The sequence below is a fragment of the Saccharopolyspora dendranthemae genome, from assembly GCF_007829955.1.
GTDB classification, from domain to species: Bacteria; Actinomycetota; Actinomycetes; order Mycobacteriales; family Pseudonocardiaceae; genus Saccharopolyspora; species Saccharopolyspora dendranthemae.
Window position 1 is genome coordinate 52,768 of sequence record NZ_VIWX01000005.1, and the last position, 17,416, is coordinate 70,183.

General features: G+C 70.4%; 18 protein-coding genes. 13 read left to right on the top strand and 5 right to left on the bottom strand.

What is annotated here, in order from left to right:
* Positions 1-127: 127 nt before the first annotated feature.
* Positions 128-376 carry a GntR family transcriptional regulator gene (locus FHU35_RS21885; RefSeq protein WP_145742805.1) on the bottom strand — a complete coding sequence of 83 codons (249 nt, stop codon included), beginning with the start codon at positions 374-376 and terminating at the stop codon, positions 128-130.
* A 77-nt stretch (positions 377-453) separates the two neighbouring features.
* On the opposite strand from FHU35_RS21885, the gene FHU35_RS21890 reads away from it, so the two are divergent.
* Positions 454-711, top strand: coding sequence for a hypothetical protein (locus FHU35_RS21890; protein WP_145742807.1), 258 nt, complete (start codon positions 454-456; stop codon positions 709-711).
* Positions 712-788: 77 nt separating this feature from the next.
* On the opposite strand, the gene FHU35_RS21895 is transcribed toward FHU35_RS21890, so the two are convergent.
* On the bottom strand, positions 789-1,133 hold the full coding sequence (locus FHU35_RS21895; protein WP_145742809.1) for a hypothetical protein: 345 nt from the start codon (positions 1,131-1,133) through the stop codon (positions 789-791).
* An 86-nt stretch (positions 1,134-1,219) separates the two neighbouring features.
* The gene (locus FHU35_RS21900; RefSeq protein ID WP_186459554.1) at positions 1,220-3,739 is read right to left on the bottom strand and encodes an EAL domain-containing protein; all 2,520 of its coding nucleotides are present in this window, start codon (positions 3,737-3,739) and stop codon (positions 1,220-1,222) included.
* 278 nt (positions 3,740-4,017) lie between these two features.
* Between FHU35_RS21900 and FHU35_RS21905 the strand changes: the two genes are divergently transcribed.
* The 3 genes from FHU35_RS21905 (at position 4,018) to FHU35_RS21915 (ending at position 6,472) form a co-directional block, all read left to right on the top strand.
* Positions 4,018-5,055: a YncE family protein gene (locus tag FHU35_RS21905; protein WP_145742814.1), complete on the top strand. Its 1,038-nt coding sequence runs from the start codon at positions 4,018-4,020 to the stop codon at positions 5,053-5,055.
* A 202-nt stretch (positions 5,056-5,257) separates the two neighbouring features.
* Entirely contained in the window at positions 5,258-5,455 is a 198-nt protein-coding gene (locus tag FHU35_RS21910) for a hypothetical protein (RefSeq protein ID WP_145742816.1), read from the top strand.
* Positions 5,456-5,524: 69 nt separating this feature from the next.
* Positions 5,525-6,472 carry an FAD-dependent oxidoreductase gene (locus tag FHU35_RS21915; RefSeq protein ID WP_145742818.1) on the top strand — a complete coding sequence of 316 codons (948 nt, stop codon included), beginning with the start codon at positions 5,525-5,527 and terminating at the stop codon, positions 6,470-6,472.
* On the opposite strand, the gene FHU35_RS21920 is transcribed toward FHU35_RS21915, so the two are convergent.
* The gene (locus FHU35_RS21920) at positions 6,469-6,762 is read right to left on the bottom strand and encodes a 4a-hydroxytetrahydrobiopterin dehydratase (protein WP_145742820.1); all 294 of its coding nucleotides are present in this window, start codon (positions 6,760-6,762) and stop codon (positions 6,469-6,471) included. The genes FHU35_RS21915 and FHU35_RS21920 overlap by 4 nt on opposite strands.
* Positions 6,763-6,903: 141 nt before the next feature.
* Between FHU35_RS21920 and FHU35_RS21925 the strand changes: the two genes are divergently transcribed.
* The 4 genes from FHU35_RS21925 (at position 6,904) to FHU35_RS21940 (ending at position 10,466) form a co-directional block, all read left to right on the top strand.
* Entirely contained in the window at positions 6,904-7,587 is a 684-nt protein-coding gene (locus FHU35_RS21925) for a response regulator transcription factor (RefSeq protein ID WP_145742822.1), read from the top strand.
* The gene (locus tag FHU35_RS21930) at positions 7,584-8,903 is read left to right on the top strand and encodes a sensor histidine kinase (RefSeq protein WP_145742828.1); all 1,320 of its coding nucleotides are present in this window, start codon (positions 7,584-7,586) and stop codon (positions 8,901-8,903) included. The genes FHU35_RS21925 and FHU35_RS21930 overlap by 4 nt, the downstream gene beginning before the upstream one ends.
* Before the next feature lie 45 nt (positions 8,904-8,948).
* Positions 8,949-9,782, top strand: coding sequence for an NUDIX domain-containing protein (locus FHU35_RS30325; protein WP_342788552.1), 834 nt, complete (start codon positions 8,949-8,951; stop codon positions 9,780-9,782).
* Between the two features lie 372 nt (positions 9,783-10,154).
* On the top strand, positions 10,155-10,466 hold the full coding sequence (locus FHU35_RS21940) for a YciI family protein (protein WP_145742830.1): 312 nt from the start codon (positions 10,155-10,157) through the stop codon (positions 10,464-10,466).
* Between the two features lie 43 nt (positions 10,467-10,509).
* Here the strand turns inward: FHU35_RS21940 and FHU35_RS29395 are convergent, their stop codons facing one another.
* Positions 10,510-10,680, bottom strand: coding sequence for a hypothetical protein (locus FHU35_RS29395; protein ID WP_186459555.1), 171 nt, complete (start codon positions 10,678-10,680; stop codon positions 10,510-10,512).
* 348 nt (positions 10,681-11,028) lie between these two features.
* Between FHU35_RS29395 and typA the strand changes: the two genes are divergently transcribed.
* From typA to FHU35_RS21965, 5 genes are all read left to right on the top strand, one after another.
* The gene (gene typA, locus FHU35_RS21945) at positions 11,029-12,942 is read left to right on the top strand and encodes a translational GTPase TypA (protein WP_246110490.1); all 1,914 of its coding nucleotides are present in this window, start codon (positions 11,029-11,031) and stop codon (positions 12,940-12,942) included.
* Positions 12,943-13,193: 251 nt separating this feature from the next.
* On the top strand, positions 13,194-14,945 hold the full coding sequence (locus FHU35_RS21950) for an ABC transporter family substrate-binding protein (RefSeq protein ID WP_186459556.1): 1,752 nt from the start codon (positions 13,194-13,196) through the stop codon (positions 14,943-14,945).
* 247 nt (positions 14,946-15,192) lie between these two features.
* Positions 15,193-16,104 (top strand): N-acetyl-1-D-myo-inositol-2-amino-2-deoxy-alpha-D-glucopyranoside deacetylase, encoded by a 912-nt coding sequence (gene mshB, locus FHU35_RS21955; RefSeq protein ID WP_145742834.1) that lies wholly within the window; start codon positions 15,193-15,195, stop codon positions 16,102-16,104.
* The gene (locus tag FHU35_RS21960; RefSeq protein WP_145742837.1) at positions 16,101-16,463 is read left to right on the top strand and encodes a hypothetical protein; all 363 of its coding nucleotides are present in this window, start codon (positions 16,101-16,103) and stop codon (positions 16,461-16,463) included. Before mshB ends, FHU35_RS21960 begins: the two co-directional genes overlap by 4 nt.
* Before the next feature lie 120 nt (positions 16,464-16,583).
* Positions 16,584-17,342, top strand: a complete 759-nt coding sequence (locus tag FHU35_RS21965) for a hypothetical protein (protein WP_145742839.1) — start codon at positions 16,584-16,586, stop codon at positions 17,340-17,342.
* Positions 17,343-17,416 lie beyond the last annotated feature (74 nt).

Here is a 17,416-nt window from a genome sequence, read left to right on the forward strand (position 1 = left end):
GCTGCCCCAGATCACAACGATGGTCGACGGCGACGTCGTGGAGTTCTGCTTCAACGTCTGATCGATCTGCGAGGTGGCCCCGGGCTTCGGTCCGGGGTTTCTCTTTTGCCCCGGTGGGCGAGCGGGTTTACTTGCGCACGAACGTGCCGCGGCCTTGAGTCCGGATGACCAGGCCGTCGGTTTCCAGGGCTTTGACCGCTTTCACCGCGGTCACGGTGGCCACCTGGTAGATGTCCGCGAGCTCGGTTCCGGAGGGGAGTCGGCTTCCTGCCGCGAGTTCGCCGGATTCGATGTCGGTTCGAAGGTCGTCAGCGATTTGACGCCAGACGGTGACCGGGCCGTCCCGTTCGATCCGGTCCGTTCGGCTGTCCCACATGCGAACAACTGTCTTCCACCGCAGTTAAGCCTGCTGGATGACATAAGACCGCAGTAGACTGCAGTAGAGTGTTGGGCATGGCTGCGATCGCGACAGGCGGGTGCCTGATCGAGTTGGAGGTGGTGGTGCTCGATGATCGGGAGTGCTGGCTGTGCCCGGTCGGCGGAGCCCGCTGCGGACGCGTCCTCGTCGACCTCGGCACCACGGGCCTCGACGCCCTGACGTTCCACACCGAGATCGCGCACCCGCACGTCCTCGCGGCATGGCGGGTCGCGCAACGAGCGGGGCGGCCCGCACCCGGCGCCGCGGCATGTCCCAGTTTTAGTCATAACTGAGCCATGATCATGTCCGAAATGTCGGCTCAGTTAGGACTAAAACTGGGCGGTGTGCACCCGAAGGTGTCGGGGCGCCGTCACAGGTGGAGGGCTGCCCAGCCGACGCACATTTCGAGCGACACGATGGAGAGCGCGAGGGCGACCTTCGCCGTCGTGCGGTTCGTCGCTCGTTCCGCGCCCGTCTTCCGCAGGGCGGCCACTCCGAGGAACGCTCCGAGGAGTCCACCGACGATCATGGTCGGCCACGTGACGAAGCCGTTGAGCGGGAAGACGTCGGTGGTCGGGGAGAGGCTGGTGAGCGGGAAGAACGCGGCGATGCACGCTGCGATTCCTGCCCAGAGCGCGGCAGTGCCGAGGGTGTTCCCGTGCTTCCGCTCGAACGGCGCCGCGCGGACGTAAGTGGACGGCAGCATTTCACTCATGAACGGCAAGGGTGCCCGATCATGCGAGAGGGCGGCAACGAATCGCTGATTTTCCCGGGCGGTCTTCGACGCGAGCACCGCCGGCGTCACTCCGCGGGAGTGCCGAGGTAAGGGGCGAGCAGTTGGTCGAGCGAGGTGGGTTTGCTCAGGTAGTAGCCCTGGGCGTGGTCGCAGCCGAGTTCCTTGAGGATGTCGAACTGCTCGGCCGTTTCCACGCCCTCGGCCACGACGTCGAGCCCGATCGCGTGGGCCATGGTGACGATGCTGGTGACGATGATCCGCAGTTCGTTCGAATCGCCCAGGTCGGTGATGAACGAGCGGTCGATCTTGAGCGTGTCCAGCGGGAGTCGCCGGAGCTGGGCCAACGAGGAGTAGCCGGTGCCGAAGTCGTCGATCGCCAGCGAGACCCCCAGCTCGCGCAGGGCGTTGAGCACTCGCGCGGCCGCAGCCGGGTCGTGCATGATCGCCTCCTCGGTGACCTCCAGGCACACGGCGTGAGCGGGCAGGCCCGAGTCGGAGAGGGCGTGCTGCACGAGCGCCAGCAGGTCGGGATCGTCGAGCTGGCGCGGTGAGAGGTTCGCGTTGAGGCCCACGTCGACCTGGTGGCGCTCGCGTTCGGCGGCGAGCTCGGTGGTGGCTGTGCGCAGCATGTGCTCGCTGATGGGGTTGATCAGCCCGCTGCCCTCGGCGACCGGGATGAACTCGCTCGGCGGAACCGGCCCGTGGACCGGGTGCCGCCACCGCAGCAGCCCCTCCACCGACACGGTGCGATCGGCGCGCAGGTCCACGACGGGCTGGTAGGCGACCCAGAGCTGGTCCCGCCGCACCGCGTGGCGGAGGTCCTGCTCCAGGTCCATGCGCCGCTGCACGCCCTTGCGGAGCTCGACGTCGAAGTACGCGTAGCACCCGCCGCCTCCTCGCGTCTTCGCCTGGTACATCGCCACGTCGGCATCGCGCAGGAGGTCCTGGCCGGAGCGCTCGTCGCCGGGTTCGGACACCACGACCCCGATGCTGCCGGTGAGGTGCAGCTGCCTGCCCTGCGCCCGGATCGGTTCGGTCAGCGAGGCGAGCAGCCGTCCGCAGCGCCGCCCGAGGCTGTCGTGGTCGCTCTCGTCGTGGGCGAGGACCACGAACTCGTCCCCGCCGAGCCGGCCCACCAGGTCCTCCGGGGGTGTCGCGTGGACGAGCCGTTGACCGACGCTGCGCACCACCTCGTCCCCGACGCCGTGCCCGAGCGAATCGTTGATGATCTTGAAGTTGTCGAGGTCGAGGAACAGCACGGAGATCGAGCGGCCCTGCTGCTGCGCGTGCTCGATGTGGCGCAGCACCAACGTGCGGTTGGCCAAACCCGTCAGCGGGTCGTGCGTCGCCTCGTGCTCCAGGCGGCTCTGGGCGGCGCGGCTCTCGGTGATGTCGGCGAACGACATGACGACCTTGTACGGCACGCCCTCCGCCGTGTTGAGCACTCGCGAGGTGACCGCCAGCCACGCGCTGGTGCCGTCCGCCCGATCGAGGCGAATCACCTGGGAGTTCACCAGCTCGCCCGGCCACCCGGGCCAGTCCTCGGGAAGCAGGGCGACCCCGGATTCGTCGAACACGGGCCAGGCGTCGAGCGAGGAGCCGATGATCTCCGAATCGGTCTCGCCGAAGATCCGCTGCGCAGCGGGGTTGGCGGATTCGATGACCGCGTTCGAGTCGAGCACGATGACGCCCTCGTCGAGCGCGTCGACCACGATCTCGAAGTCCTGCTCCGCGCGGCGGCGCTCCGCCTTCTCGTGGTGGGCCAGCTCCTCCTGCATCTGCGCGATGTGCCGGGTCTCGCTGAGGATGCGGGTGCGCATCGCCTCCACCGCACGCGCGACCGCAGCCAGCTCCAGCGGGCCCGATTCGTGGACGGCTCGGTCGAGGTCGCCCTCCGACACCTGGTTGACCTGCGACACGAGCGTGCGCAAGGGGCGGGTGAGGGATTTGCGGAGCAGGAGGCCGACCGCCGTCCAGGCCAGGAGGCCGGCCAGGGCCAGTGCGACGGTGAGCCAGTTCGCGGCCACCCGCGCACCGTCGGCTTTACCCGCTTCCGCCATGCCGATCTCGTTGACCCGGGCGCGCAGCTCGAACAGCTCGGCGCGCAGCTCGTCCGCGCGCTCCTCCTCGGACTCCCTCTCCTGCGGGGTGAGCTTCGACGGGCCCGGACCGCGGTTGCGCGAGATCAGCGGCTCGACGGACTGCTGGTGCCACCTCCGCGCGGCGGAGGCGACGTCGCTCACCAGCTCGTGCACCACGGGGTCGCCGGTGAGGTGGCGGCCCAAGGAATCTTGGAGCTGGGACGCGTTGGCCTGGCCGAGCGCGTAGTCGGTCAGGAACGACGGGTCGTCGGTCAGCAGGAACGCCCGGACGCGGTTCTCCTGGTCGGAGTAGGCGGTGATCAGCTGGGCGGTCTCGGTCTGCGCGGGCACGATTCTGTCGATCAGGTTGTCCGTCGAGACCTCGACCCGCTGCCGCAGGGCGAACGTCGCGCCGGTGATCACCACGCTCACCACGAGGAGGGCTCCGACGAGCACGTAGACGCGCTGCAGCAGGGAGAACTGTCCTCGCCGTCGCAGAGCCACCGGTCGAGTATGCGAGAACCCCGAGCTCACGACACTTCTGCTCAGCGCGTGCGGCTCGGTGGCGCCCTCGGAGCGCCTCGTGCGCGGGACGCGTCGCGCACACCCACTCGGGTGACGGCTGGGTCGGCAGCGGGCAGCTCTGGTCCGAACCGACCCATGATCATGTCCGTTGTGCCTGGTCGATTCAGACCAAAACTGCCCATCACCGCACCTCACCGCCTCCGCTGATCTAGCGTTCCGGCGAACTCGGAGACGGGACTGCGAGAGGGGCGGATGACGTGGAGAACAGGCGGACCGTGTTGCGGGCGATGGGCGGCGGACTGCTGGCCGCGGGCGTGGCCGCGAATCTGACCGCACCTGCCGCTGCCGCGGCGGACGGCGCTCGCCGGGAGGTCGCGGGAACGCTCCTGGTCGTGGAGAAGAGCGGCCACGCCGTCGCGTTCCACGACGTCGCGACCGGGAACCTGCTGCACCGGATCCCGCTCGAGCAGTACCCGCACGAGATGGTCGTGGACAGCACGGGCCGGTACGCCTACATCGGGCACTACGGGGTGCGGATGTCCGGCGACCCGGGGACCGGCGGCACCAGCGTGTTCGTCATCGACCTCGCCGCCCGCGAACTGGTGCGGACGATCGACCTCAGCCCGTTCAACCGCCTGCACGGCATCGCAATCGACGACCAGGACCGCCTCCACGTGCTCAGCGAGGAGAAGGGGGTCCTCCTGCGGATCGACGACCCGGCGCACGCCGACGCGCCCTCCGGCGCGGTGCACACCGGCGGCATCAAGACGCACATGGTCGTGGTGAACCGGGCGGGCACGCACGCCTACGTCACCGGCCTGCTGTCGCACACGGTCAGCCTCGTCGACCCGCACGACGCCTCGGTGCCGCCGATCATCGCCTCGCCCGGCCGGCTGCCCGAGAGCTGCGCCCTGAGCGAGGACGAGAGCCTCCTGTACGTGGGTGCGCGGGAGGACAAGGCCATCGTCGTGCTCGATGCCCGGACGCTGCACGAGAAGAAGCGGGCGTCCGTGCCGGGAGATCCGCTGCGCGTCTACGTGATCCCCGGCGATGGCGACGTGCTGACGACCGACATCGAGAACCGGACCGTCACCCGCTACCGGCCCGACCTCGGCGAAGAGCGGTCGATCGGCTTCCGCGGCACCCCGGCCGGCATCTCGTTCCACCCCGCGGAACCGACGGCGTTCGTCACCCTGCTGGACATCAACGAGGTGGCGGTCCTCGACCTCAGGTCGTTCGCGGTGACCGGAACCATCGCCACCGGCGCGGAACCCGACGTCACCGCGCTGATCTGAACGCACCCGACCTGAACGCGCGGCGTCTCGGGAGACCCGCGTGATGTCCGGCGGACAGGGCGGTGCTCCGTCCGGCCTCGGCGAATTCCGGGAGCGTCCGGCGTACATCTACTCAGCGCGAGAACGTTCTTCAACGCTGCCCTGACAGCCCCCTTGACCTGCAGGATTGAACCTACGACGAGGTCGGGGCGAGGTGAAGGTGATGATCGAGGAGAACCGGAGGATCGGGAGGCCGATGTGCCGTTCGGCGAACTTCGCCGTGGTGCTGCGCGAAGCGCAGTGGGAGCTCGACCGGGTGGCCTTCCGGCTGCCGAGGGGCGAGGTCTCCCGGAGTGAGAGGCACGCGCTCGCCGACGCCTTGGCGGAACTGGCCGAGGTGCTGCGGGACTACGAGGGATGACCGGGCGGCCGGGTGAAACCGGGCTTCGGGAGAGGTCCACCCGGCAGCGGGGCTGCTAGCGTCGAACGCGTGAGTCCGGTACTCGTGATCGGTGCGGGTGTGCACGGTCTGACCTGCGGCGTCGTACTCGCCGAAGCAGGTCGGCAGGTGCTGATCCGCACCGCTGAGCGCCCTCGCGAGACCACCTCGGCGGTGGCCGGGGCGATGTGGGGCCCGGCGCGGCTCAAGCCGGCGGACCGAGTGCTCTACTGGGCGACCCTCTCGCACGCCGAGTTCACCGCGCTGGCGCGCGACGAGAGCTCCGGCGTGCACCTGGCCCCGGGACGGATGGCCGCGCGGTTCGACCTCGGCGACGTCGTCCCTCCCGAGACCAAGCTCGTCCCCGACCTGCGCCGATGCCACGAGCACGAGCTTCCCGGCGGATTCGTCTGGGGTTACCGCGCGACGGTCCCGCTGATCGACATGCCGCGCTACCTCGACTTCCTGCTCGCCAGGTTCCAGGCGGCGGGCGGCGAGATCCGGCTGGGGCCGGTGCAGTCGCTGGCCGACGCCGTCGCCGAATCCGACACGGTGGTCAACTGCACCGGCGTCGGCGCTCACGAGCTCGTCGGCGACCCCGGCGTGCACCCCGTCCTCGGCCAGCACGTGGTGGTGCGCAACCCGGGCATCGACGAGTACTTCATCGAGCTCACCGACGGAGGCGAGTTCACGTCCTGGATGCCGCACGGCGACCGAGTCGTGCTCGGCGGCGTCTCCCTGGACCACGACTGGCGGCGGACGCCGCGAGCCGACCTCAGCGCCGGGATCCGACGCCGCGTGGCCGAGCTCGAACCGCGGCTGGCGGACGCGGAAGTCCTGGAGGAGACCGTCGGGCTGCGGCCGGGCCGCGAGTCCGTCCGCGTCGAGGCCGAGCGCTACGAGGGCGCCCGGATCATCCACGACTACGGACACGCGGGCAGCGGCATCGGCTTGTCCTGGGGATGCGCCTACGAGGTAGCCGACCTCGTCGAGGGCTAGCCGAACTGCTCGACGACGGTGTCGATCTCCTGGGCCAGCGAGGTGTCGTTGCCGGTGATGCCGCCCTTGAAGTGGGTGGACAAGTAGAACGTCACCGTCTTGTAGCGGATGTCGATGTCGGGGTGGTGGTTCTCGGACTCGGCGATCTCGGCGATGCGCGTGACGGCCTGGATGGCCTGCGGGAACCCGGGGAAGTCGACCTCGCGGACGATCTTGTCGCCGTCCCGGTGCCACTCCGGCAGGTGCTCCAGCGCCTCGGAGATCTGCGCGTCGGTGAGGAGTTCGGTCATGTCCTCATGGTGCCTGAGCGAGCACGTTCCGACCGCCCGCGACGTGCCCATTCTGAGATCGAGCTGAGAATCGGGCCGGTCACCGTGAGAAGGCCCTGAGACAGGTGCTCCGGACGGGTTCTGGTCGGCATGCTGGTCACCATGTTGCCTCGGGTTCTGGTGGTCGACGACGAGCCGGGAGTGCGGACGGCCCTGCGCCGCGGACTGTCCGCGGAGGGCATGGAGGTCAGCGTCGCCGCCGACGGGACCGAAGCGCTGCGCCTGGCCACGACCGGTGCCTTCGACGTCGTACTGCTCGACGTCATGCTGCCCGGCATGTCCGGTTACCGGGTGCTGGAGCGGATGCGCGAGCAGGACGTGGCCACGCCGGTCCTGCTGATCTCCGCCAAGAGCGGTGAGGTCGACCAGGCCGACGGCCTCGATCTCGGCGCCGACGGCTACCTGGTCAAACCCTTCTCGTTCCTGGTGCTCGTCGCCCAGGTGCGGGCGCTGCTGCGGCGCCGCGACAACGCCGGTCAGCAGGCGTGCCTGCGCGTGGGAGCGCTGGAGATCGACCGCAGCAACCGCGAAGTGCACTGGGGCGGTCAGCCGGTCACGCTCTCGCCGCGCGAGTTCGGCCTGCTGGTCGCGCTGGCGAGCCACCCGGAGTCGGTGGTGCCCAAGGACGACCTGCTGCGGATGGTCTGGGGCGAGGAGCAGTTCGTCACCCGCAACGTCGTCGAGGTCTACGTGGGCTACCTGCGGCGCAAGCTCACCGCGGTGGGAGCGGGCGAGCTCGTGCAGACCGTGCGCGGGCAGGGCTACCGGGTCAGCGCCGACGCATGATCCGGAGGCTGCGCGGGTGGTGGCAGCGCCGCACCATCCAGTTCCGGACCAGCGTCGTGGCCGCCGTCGTCGCGCTGATCGGTCTGAGCGTCGTCGCGCACGCGGGCGCCGGGATCGTCAGCTGGTTGCTGATCGACTCCGTGGACGCCGACCTCACGCGCATCGCGCGTGGCACGGCGAGCCAGGTCGCCTCGGGGCAGCCGCACCTGCCCCGTCCCGACGTGCGGGTGCTGAGCGCCGACGGGGCACCGGTGGACGGCCTGCCCAGCACCAACCTGGGCGAGTGGCAGATCGCCGAGCTGCGGGCGGGCAGCGGGGTCCTGGACTTCGTGGCGCCCGCGGAGCTGCACCGCTGGCGCGGCGTCCCGGTCACCGATCCCGGCGGCCGCGACCTGCTGGTGGCCGCCGAGTCCCGCCTGGTCGGCTTCGCCGACACCGCCGGTCGCACCGGGAAGCTGCTCGGCTTCGGATCGGTGATCGCGGCGGCGCTGGTCGGCTTCGCGACGTGGCTGGTCGTCCACCGATCGCTGCGCCCGGTGGACCGGATCCGCAGCGCGGCGGCCGGACTTCCCGAAGGCGAGCGGCTGCCGGTGCCCGAGGCCGCCGACGAGATCCGCGCGCTGGCCGAGGAGCTCAACGCGATGCTGGCGCGACGGGACGCCGACACCGAGCGGCTGCGGCGCTTCACCGGCGACGCCGCCCACGAGCTGCGCAACCCGGTCGCCTCCATCCGAGCGCAGGCCGAGGTCGCCGTGATGCACCCCGATCCGGACATCGCCCACGAGACGCTGCAGGACATCGCCGGCGAAGCGCAGCGGCTCTCCACCCTCGTGGAGAGCTTGCTGGCGCTGGCCAGAGCGGAACGCGAGGGGGAACCGGCCGGGCCCGTGGACCTGGCCTCGGCCGTGCGCACCGCGGCGGAACGGCTCGGAACGGACATCGAATCGGACCTGCCGGACGAGCCGGTGCTCGTGCTCGCCGCGTCCGCCGAGGTCTCGACCGTCGTGGAGAACGTCATCGGCAACGCGGTGCGCTACGGCCGGACGCTCGTGCGCGCGTCGGTGCAGGCCGAGCAGGGGATGGGCGTGCGGCTGCTGGTCGACGACGACGGACCCGGCATCCCGCCCGAGCACCGCGCCCGCGTGTTCGACCGCTTCTACCGGGTCGAGCCGGATCGGGCTCGCAGCACGGGCGGGGCCGGGTTGGGGCTCGCCCTGGCCGCTGAGGCCGTGCGCAGGCGCGGCGGATCGGTGCGCGCGGGGGAGTCGCCGGAGGGCGGCGCCCGCATCGAGGTCCGGTGGCCTTCCGCCCGCTGACGTCCGGCAAGATTCACCGGCGTGGCGGTTCTGCGGAGTACCGGATTGATCGAGGCACCACTGGCCACCGCGGGAGCCGCGCTGCGGCACACCCGCACGGCCGAGACGGCGCTCGCCGGCCTCGGCGTGCACGGCCGGGCGCTGACCGGGCCGGATTCGCTGCTCGTGCCCGGGGACGAACTCGCCTTCCGCATCGCGGCGTTCACCCTGACCACCCGGATCACGCACGCGGACGCCGGCGGGTTGGGCTCGGTGCTGGTCTCCGGGCCCCTGAACGCCCTGCGGTACGAGATGGTCCTGGCCCAGGTCGGCCCGCGGACGCTGGTCACCGATTCGGTGCGCTGGACGAGCCCGCTCGGCCCGCTGGGCAGGCTCGGCGACGTGGCGATCGGCCGTCGCCTGGTGCTCGACGTGCTGGCGGCCCGCATCCGGGCGGTCCGCGCGCTCGCCGAGTCCTGGGCGAGCCGGGAGGTCGTCGTCGGGACCGCGATCGTGCGCGGAGGCCGGCTGCTCGCCCAGCAGCGCGGCTACCCGGCAGCGCACGCCGGTCGCTGGGAGCTGCCGGGAGGACGCGTCGAACCGGGCGAGACCGAGCACGAGGCGGTGATCCGCGAATGCCGCGAGGAGCTCGGCGTGGACGTCCGGCCCACCGGCAGGCTGGGCACCGACGTCCCGCTGGACAACGGCATGCCCCTGCGCATCCACACCGCCGAGCTGGAGGACCCGTCTCAGCAGCCGCGAGCCGTCGAGCACCGCGACGTCCGCTGGGCGGCGCCGAGCGAACTCGCCGACCTCGACTGGCTGGAAACGGACCGCGTCCTGCTCCACTCGCTGAGGCGCTTCCTCGAGGACGCGAACGCGGTCAGCCCGGAGCCGTGAGGCGCCCGGCGAGCGTCGCTTCCGGGCTCCCGGGCTCCCGGGCGAGGGTCGCGGTGGTGCCCGGCTCACCCGGTCCCAGTTTTAGTCCAAACCGAGCCATGATCATGTCCGAAATGTCGGCTCAATTGTGGCTAAAACTGGGACGTGCCCTGATCGGGGGAAGCGGGTGCTGCGTGTTGGGGTTGCGGTGATCAGATCTGGGCGGTGCCGCCGCGCCGGGCGGGGGCGCGGCAGCGATTGCTCTGAGCGAGTGAGCCGGTTCGGGCGGTGTGCGGGGAAGTGTCCCGAGAAGTCTGCTTTTGAGAATTGTCGATCAGGGCTAACGGATGAATATGATCGGCAAGAGGGGGGTCGCGGAGTTACATTGAAAGAATGTTTGTAGTGCTGCTGCAATACACCGCGCCAGAATCGGATATCGACGCCCAACTGGTAGATCACTACGAATGGGTCGCCCAGCATTACGACGCAGGTGACTTCATCGCCGCCGGTCACCGGCACCCCCGCAACGGGGCGGTGATCATCGCTCGGGCGATGTCCCGCGGCAGGCTGGACGCCATCCTGGCGACCGACCCGTTCGCCCTGCACAAACTGGTCCGGTACGAGGTGATCGAGTTCCAGGCCCTGCGCACGATCCCCGAGCTGGCCGCCTACGCCGACCCGTTGAAGGCCGCCGCCCAGCGCTAGCGGTCCGCGTCCTCCGAGCCGCGGCGCCGACGCCGCGGCCAGGTCACTTCGCGTCTTTTTTCTTGCCCTGCTTCTTGGCCTTCTTCTGCGCTTTTTTGACCTCGGCCGCTTTTTGCTCCTTGAGCATTGTGCGCAGAGCCACGATGGGGCAGCTCTTGCACGGTGGTTGCGAGTGGCAACATTTTTTCTTGACCTTGATGGTGCCTTTGCCCACGGTGCTTCTTTCCGGCGCGGAGTCGGTCGTCGCGGCCGAGCGTAGGTGAACCTAACCCGGCCTGGCGAACTTGATGTTCACCCGCCGTTCGGTGTTGCACTGCGCACGTGCGCGCCGGTCCCGGATGTGCTTGCACTACCCTGGAGGGGGCCGCGTGTCGACGTAGCGCCCCCGCAAGCCGCGGGGTGTCGCCCGAAATGAGCTCCGCAGCAGCGGCGCAGTGGAGCCGCGGCCGGTGCCTGCGAGTCAGGTGCCATGCGGGAACACCGCATCCGGTGCCATCGCCCAGCGGTGCATCACATCGACGAACCGCCGCGCCCTTTCCGCGCCGAGCCATGGAGTACCCGCGTGTCCGCCACCAGCGTCGCCGCCCCCACGCGCAGTGATCTGCGCAACGTAGCCATCGTCGCGCACGTCGACCACGGCAAGACCACCCTGGTCGACGCGATGCTGCGCCAGTCCGGAGCCTTCTCCGAGCGCGCTGAGCTCGTTGACCGCGTCATGGACTCCAACGACCTGGAGCGTGAGAAGGGCATCACGATCCTGGCGAAGAACACCGCCATCCGCCGCGAGACCGACGACGGCCCGGTCACCATCAACGTCGTCGACACGCCCGGCCACGCCGACTTCGGCGGCGAGGTGGAGCGCGCGCTGTCCATGGTCGACGGCGTCACCCTGCTGGTCGACGCCAGCGAGGGCCCGCTTCCGCAGACCCGCTTCGTGCTGCGCAAGGCGCTGGCCGCGAAGCTGCCGGTCATCCTGGTCGTCAACAAGGTCGACCGCCCCGACGCCCGTTGCGCCGAGGTCGTCGAAGAGGCCCACGACCTGCTGCTGGAGCTCGCGAGCGAGCTCGACGGCGAGGTCGACCTCGACATGGAGTCCATCCTCGACCTGCCGGTCGTCTACGCCTCCGCGCGCGCCGGCCGGGCCTCGCTGGAGCAGCCGGTCGACGGCGAGCTGCCCGCCGAGGAGAACCTGGACTCGCTGTTCAAGGTCCTGCTCGAGCACGTGCCCGCGCCGATCGCCGACTTCGAATCGCCGCTGAGCGCGCTGGTCACCAACCTCGACGCCTCGTCGTTCCTGGGCCGCATCGGACTGTGCCGGATCCACTCCGGCACCATCCGCAAGGGCCAGACCGTCGGCTGGTGCCGCGAGGACGGTTCCGTCGAGAAGGTCCGCCTCACCGAGCTGCTGATCACCGAGAACCTCACCCGCGTCCCCGCCGAGCAGGCGTCCGCGGGCGACCTGGTGGCCATCGCGGGCGTTCCGGACATCACCATCGGTGACACCCTCACCGACCCGGACAACCCGAAGCCGCTGCCGCGCATCACCGTGGACGACCCGGCGATCTCCATGACCATCGGTGTCAACACCTCGCCGATGACCGGCCGCAACGGCGGCACCAAGATCACGGCCAGGCAGGTCAAGGCGCGTCTGGACTCCGAGCTCATCGGCAACGTCAGCATGAAGGTGCTGCCGACCGAGAAGCCCGACGCCTGGGAGGTCCAGGGCCGCGGTGAGCTGGCGCTGGCGATCCTGGTCGAGAACATGCGCCGCGAGGGCTTCGAGCTGACCGTCGGCAAGCCGCAGGTCGTCACCCGCACCATCGACGGCAAGCTGTGCGAGCCGTTCGAGCGGCTGACCATCGACACCCCCGAGGACTACCTCGGCGCCGTCACCCAGCTGCTGGCCGGCCGCAAGGGCCGCATGGAGACCATGGACGGGCACGGCACCGGCCGCATCAAGCTCGTCTACGTGATCCCGGCGCGCGGCCTGATCGGGTTCCGCACCGAGTTCCTCACCGAGACGCGCGGTACCGGCATCGCCAACCACGTCTTCGAGGGCTACGACCAGTGGGTGGGCGAGCTGCGCACCCGGCACAGCGGCTCCTTGGTCGCCGACCGCTCCGGCCCGGCCACCAACTACGCGCTGCTGCAGCTGGCCGACCGCGGCTCGTTCTTCGTGCAGCCGACCAACGAGGTCTACGAGGGCATGGTCGTGGGTGAGAACCCGCGCGCCGAGGACCTCGACGTGAACATCACCAAGGAGAAGAAGCTCACCAACATGCGGTCCTCGACCGCCGATGAGCTGGAGAAGCTGGCCAAGCCGCGCACCCTCTCGCTGGAGGAAGCCCTGGAGTTCTGCTCCGGCGACGAGTGCGTCGAGGTCGGTCCGGAAGCCATCCGCGTCCGCAAGATCACGCTGGACAGCACCACCCGTGGACGTGAGCGGTCCAGGCAGAAGGCCCGCGACAACGGGTGATCTCCCTTCCTCCGGGGTGGGGTGCCGGTGGGGTGGGGAAGTTCTCATGAAAACTTCCCCACGCCCCACACCACCTCCGGTGCTCGCCTGACGGTGCCTCGGTCGTGGGGCCGGCGGACCCCGGAGACGATCTTCTGGGTGCTTGCGGAACCATGGGGGGCTCTCGCGCGTCCTGCGTTCGGATGGTGTCGTCCGGATGCGGGGTGCGTGGCCCCGGAACCTCCGGCGGCCGATGTGAGGGGAGGTTCGGCGTGTCCCAGGGTCGACGCCGCGCGATGGGCGCGGTTCCCCTGCTGGTGACCGTCGTCAGCCTGGTCGCGGGCTGCACCGACGCGCCGCCGCCGCACCTGGTGGCGCCGGACCCGACCACCAGCGCACCCAGCACGAGCACCCCCGCCCAGCCGATGCCGATCGAGGTCGTCGTGGGCGTGGACGAGCTCGAAGGCGGGTTCAACCCGCACACCCTGGCCGACCTGTCGCCGACCAGCTCCGCCCTCGCAGGCCTGATGCTGCCCTCGGTCTTCCGGCCGGGCCCCGAGGGCGCGCTGCAGCTGGACACCAACCTGATGGAGTCCGCCGAGGTCGTTCCGGACGCCGAGAAGTTCACCGTGCGGTACCGGATCAAGCGGCAGGCCAGCTGGTCCGACGGCGCCCCGATCGCCGCCGAGGACTTCGTCTACCTGTGGGAGCAGCTGCGGTCGCAGCCGGGCGTGGCCGACCCGGCCGGTTACCGGATGATCGAGGACGTGGCCTCCCGGCAGGGCGGCAAAACGGTCGACGTCACCTTCAGCAAGCCCTTCGCGGGCTGGCAGGCCCTGTTCAACAACCTGCTTCCCGCACACCTGCTGCGCGCCGCTCCGCGCGGCTGGGCGACCGTCCTCGACGACGGCTACCCGGCCTCGGGCGGGCCGTTCGCGATCCGCCAGATCGACCTGGACCGCGGCGAGATCATCCTGGAGCGCAACGACCGCTACTGGGGACCGCCCGCGCAGTCCGACCGCATCGTGCTGCGCGCCGTCGACAAGGCCCGCCAGGTCGAAGCGCTGCGCAGCGGCGACAGCCACCTGGCCCTGTTCAGCGCCGACGCCGGGACCGTGCAGTCGCTGCGCGACCTGGGCGACCAGGTGCAGCTGATGACCGTGCCGCGCCCGGCCACCATGGAGCTGCTGCTGCGGCAGGACAGCCGCGCGCTCGCCGACGTCAAGGTCCGGCGGGCCGTGCTGGCCGGCCTCGACCGCCCGGCGCTGATCCAGGCGGGAACCGGTGGCGGACCCGGCGACCAGCTGCAGGCGCACGCGCAGGTCCTCGCACCCTCGGAGCACGGTTACACGCCGACCGAACCGGCGGGAACCCTGCCCAAGCGGCCCGACCCGGCGCAGGTCGAGCGGCTGCTGACCGAAGCCGGGTACCAGCGCAGCGGCACGACGTGGATCCGCGACGGACGTCCGCTCAACCTGGTGATCGCCGCGCCCTTCGAGCACGAGGGCTACATCAGCATCGCCGAGGCCGCCGCCCAGCAGCTCCGCGACCAGGGCATCCAAGCCACCGTGGTGACGCCGACCGGCGACCAGCTCTTCCGCGACATGCTCGCCACCGACCCGCACTCCGCGGAGAGCGGAAGCTCGGGAACCGTCGACATGGCCGTGGCCCCGCGCCCGGCAGGCGGAGACCCCGCCGCGACCATGGCGTCGTCCTACGGCTGCCCAGGCGTCGACGGGGACAGCGAGCAGCCGCTGCCGTACAACGCGGCAGGCTTCTGCGACGAGCTCCTGCAGCCGACGATCGACGCGGCCCTGTCCGGCCGCACACCGTTCCAGCAGGCCTCGGCCAACGTCGAGTCGGCGCTGTGGCGGGACGCCATCGCCCTGCCGCTCTACCAGCAGGCGCAGGTCCTCGCGCTCAGCAAGGACGCCAGGGGCGTTCAGGCGGGCAACGGCTTCGCAGGACCCTTCTCCACAGCAGCAGAGTGGCTAGGAACACCGGCTGAGAACGACGGCTATTAATACTCTTTCGTGGTCGCGCGCACGTCAGGCAAGCGGCGAAGCCGCTTTCTCACTGCCCCACCTGAGCAACTCGCACCGCCGCGGGTTCTGACACGTCTTCTGGGGAGGACAGCCGAAGCGCCGCGTATCCGTTCATACTCAAGTCTCGGATCCCGGAGCCAGAAGGCGTGTCAGGTTCCGCTTCCCGCACCGCCCGGCAAATCGACCACGTCCTCCTTCCCATCAAAGTGGCGATTAGGCTGGAGAAGTGACGTTGACGGCTCCACCTCGGTTGCTGCTGGTCCATGCGCATCCGGACGACGAGACGCTGTGGACGGGCGGGACCATCGCCCGCTACGCCGCCCGCGGTGTGCAGGTGCATCTGGTGACCTGCACCCTCGGTGAGGAAGGCGAGGTCATCCCGGAGAGCTTGCAGGGCTTGGTGTCCGACCAGGCCGACCAGCTCGGCGGGTACCGCGTCGGTGAGCTCCGCTCGGCCTGCGCCGCGTTGCGGGTCGCCGAGCAGCGGTTCCTGGGAGGCGTCGGGCGGTGGCGCGACTCCGGGATGCTCTGGGAGCAACCCGGACAGGCGACCTCACGTCCCGACTCCCACCCGCGCGCCTTCGCCGTCGGCGACCCCGAACCGCAGATCGCGGCCCTGGTGGACGTTCTCGACGAGGTGAAACCGCAGGTGGTCGTGACCTACGCCGAGGACGGCGGCTACGGGCACCCGGACCACATCCGCGCCCACGAGATCACCCGGGCCGCCGTGCAGCGGGTCCAGGGCGTGGACCGGCTGTTCTACGCGGTCCCCTCGCGAGACGCCCTGGCCTCCGGGCTGGCCGATCTCGCCCGTTCCGAGGACCTGCCCTTCGACCTGCCCGAACCGCACGAGCTGGCGAGCGTCGCGGACGAGTCGATCACCACGGTCATCGACATCGCCGAGCACCTGCCCGCCAAGATCAGCGCGCTGCGGGCGCACGGCACGCAGGTCAAGGTCTGGGTCGAGCAGTGGCGCAACGGCGACGGCGTCGCCTCCTACGCGCTGTCCAACGGGGTGGCGCACCCGGTGGTGGCCACCGAGCACTACGTGCTGGCCACCGGCCCGTCCGAGGGCTGCGAGGTGGACCTGTTCGGCGGTCTCGGTGCGAGCGGCACCGAACCGGTGGGCGACCGGTGACGCGCAAGGACGCGACCCTGTTCGGCTTCCTCCTGCTCGACGCGGTCCTGCTGGCGATCCTGGAGCTGCTGTACCTCCCGCTCTACATCGGGTCCGTGCAGTTCCCGATCACCGCGGCCGTGGCGGTGGTGACGACTCCGCTGCTGGTCGCCGAGGCCGGCCGGATCTCCCGGAGCCGACGCGTGGCGGGCGCACCGCTGGTCCTGTGGTTCGCCGTGGTGCTGGTGTTCGGAGTCCTCGGCCCCGGCGGGGACGTCGTCCTGCTCGGCAGCGACTGGCGCACCCTGCTGCTCATCGCCGGAGGTGCCCTGCCCAGCGCGATGATGCTCGGCATCGTCCTGGCCAAACCCCCGCGCTGACCCACCCGGGTCCACCGCGACGAGAACCGCGGGCATCGCGCGGACGAATCCTCGGGTTCCCCTCGCCACGATCCCCGCGGTTCTCGCGCCGGTTCGGCAGAATGAGCGCCGGGAGGTCTGATGGCTGAAGTGCTGACCGACGAGCGGATCGCCACCGTGCTGCGGCCGTTCGTGCGGGCCGCGACTCCGGTGCTCGCCGCGCTGCGGGAGGCCGATCCGGTCCGGCTTCGCGGGCGGGAGATCGAGGCCCTGGGCGACGGGGCGGTGCACAAGCTGCTGCGTCAGCTCGACTCGATGCAGGTGCCCGGCAGCTCCACCTGGGACGCGATGAGCGTGGACGAGCGCTGCGACTGGTGGACGCAGCGGGTCGGGCGGTTCCTCGCGCTGGCGGCCGGGCTGCCCCGCTTCGGCGGTGCGATCACGTCCCGGCTGCCGCTGCGCAACGCGCTGGGCATCACCGGGCAGAGCCTGGTGCTGTGCGCGATCGCGGGGGAGCACGAGGTCACCGACCCGGCCGTGAAGGTCCAGCTGATCGCCGAGGTGCTGCTGGGGCGCAAGATCAGTGCCGAGATGGCCGCGGGCGGGGCCGAGGACGACGCGCGCACGCAGGAGCTCACCGAGGACATCGACGCCTCGAAGCGCAAGCACGGTAAAGCGACCGTGAAGGCAGTGGTGCGCACGGTGTGGCGGATGGCACGTGCCCTCTGGGAGATCGACTCGGAGCTCGACAAGAGGCCTCAGGGCAGGGCGCACCACCAGCTCCTCGGGAACCTTCCGGTGGTCGGCGTCGTCGGTGGTTACCTGGGAGAACGTTCGGCGCTCAAGCGGATCGGCCGGAAGGGCTCGGAGTGGCTGCGCCAGAATGGTTTACCCCGTTAACTCCCGCGACGTAGAGTCGGACGGACTCCCGAGCCGTGGGACCGGTTACGCGTTCAGGGGGGTCCGAGAGATAC